The organism is Brucella pseudogrignonensis (assembly GCF_031454375.1).
In the GTDB taxonomy this organism is placed as follows: Bacteria; Pseudomonadota; Alphaproteobacteria; order Rhizobiales; family Rhizobiaceae; genus Brucella; species Brucella pseudogrignonensis_A.
In genome coordinates this window covers 1-1,050 of the sequence record NZ_JAVDQT010000028.1, presented here as the reverse complement: position 1 = coordinate 1,050, position 1,050 = coordinate 1, and the positions used below count along the sequence as shown (strand labels likewise).

Sequence of the window (1,050 nt, the reverse complement as noted above, 5' to 3'; positions counted from 1 at the left end):
GGGTGAAGTCGTAACAAGGTAGCCGTAGGGGAACCTGCGGCTGGATCACCTCCTTTCTAAGGAAGCTGTAGAATAGTAAGACGCCTGACTTGTTTAGGATGAACTTTCTCGTGCTTTTTAGAACATAGATTGCAGGCCAGTCAGCCTGACAATCGCTTTGCAGGCGTGCCGCCTTCGTTTCTCTTTCTTCATTGTTGATTGAATGACCCGCTCACGGGCCGGATCACAGCTGATGCTGCTGGCACTGTGCGAGCGCGCCGCCCTTTCTTTTAAAGGATTTGGAGTGGCGACGGACTAGCGTCCTGTATTGGCGCCCTCTTTGAGAGGTAGCGAAAGTATATGGGCTTGTAGCTCAGTTGGTTAGAGCACACGCTTGATAAGCGTGGGGTCGGAGGTTCAAGTCCTCCCAGGCCCACCAGATATGTGATAAGGGGCTTTAGCTCAGCTGGGAGAGCACCTGCTTTGCAAGCAGGGGGTCATCGGTTCGATCCCGATAAGCTCCACCATCACATTTTGGTGTCGAGTAGGACGGATTTTGGTCAATCAACAAAAGAAAGAAACGTGTTTGCAGATTGCTTTGAGCAATTTGCCTGTTCTGTATGAAATAGTGAAGAGAAGATGTAATCGGATCGACCTTTGGTTGATGTCGCAAGAGCTTGCTCAAGCCTTGCATTATGATTGGCAGCCTGACCGCGCCACCGATTGTATCTCGAGAAGCTGGTCTTTCTGCTGATAACGTCAAGCTTTAAGAGTTTGATGGATATTGGCAATGAGAGTGATCAAGTGTCTTAAGGGCATTTGGTGGATGCCTTGGCATGCACAGGCGATGAAGGACGTGATACGCTGCGATAAGCGTCGGGGAGGTGCGAATACCCTTTGATCCGACGATTTCCGAATGGGGCAACCCACCTTAGATAGCTAGAAAATCTGAACCGTTCTGATGGAACGGCTCAAGTTTCTAGTTATCGTAATAAGGTATCTAACCTTGAATACATAGGGGTTAGAAGCGAACCTGGGGAACTGAAACATCTAAGTACCCAGAGGAAAGGA

The 1,050-nt window shown here is 49.1% G+C and carries 2 tRNA genes and 2 rRNA genes; all 4 read left to right on the top strand.

The annotated features are described in order from the left end of the window. A 16S ribosomal RNA gene (locus tag J2782_RS22815) occupies window positions 1-56 on the top strand; the annotation flags it as partial. 285 nt (window positions 57-341) lie between these two features. Further along, window positions 342-418, top strand: a tRNA-Ile gene (locus tag J2782_RS22810). Between the two features lie 12 nt (window positions 419-430). Further along, window positions 431-506: transfer RNA gene (locus J2782_RS22805), tRNA-Ala, on the top strand. A 271-nt stretch (window positions 507-777) separates the two neighbouring features. Beyond that, window positions 778-1,050, top strand: a 23S ribosomal RNA gene (locus J2782_RS22800); the annotation flags it as partial.